The organism is Pseudomonas juntendi (genome assembly GCF_009932375.1).
GTDB lineage: Bacteria > Pseudomonadota > Gammaproteobacteria > Pseudomonadales > Pseudomonadaceae > Aquipseudomonas > Aquipseudomonas juntendi.
On record NZ_BLJG01000336.1, the window covers coordinates 1 to 355 of the forward strand.

At 64.8% G+C, this 355-nt stretch carries 1 protein-coding gene; it reads left to right on the forward strand.

Annotation, left to right across the window (positions count from 1 at the left end):
• A partial coding sequence (locus GYA94_RS25635; protein WP_161893365.1) for an asparaginase occupies window positions 1-355 on the forward strand: 355 nt, incomplete at both ends.

Here is a 355-nt window from a genome sequence, read left to right on the forward strand (position 1 = left end):
GCCCGGCCAACCTTCTGGCTGCGGCCCAGGTTGCATTGGCACGAGGCAGCGGTGGGCGTGGTGTGCTGGTGGTGATGAATGATCAGATCCATCGTGCGACAAAGGTTCGCAAGACAGCCAGCCTGGCGATAGCGGCATTCGACTCGCCTGGTTTCGGTCCTGTGGGGGAAGTTGTAGAGGGTGTTGCAACGTACCGCCATCCCCCAGACAGGCGGGAGGTACTCCCGCTACCGGGGCGTACCGACCAGCGCGTCATCCTGCTGGAAGCGTGCCTGGACGCCGACACTGTATTGCTGCAGGCTCTGCCCGCATTGCGCTACGACGGGCTGGTCATCGCCGGGTTCGGCGCCGGCCA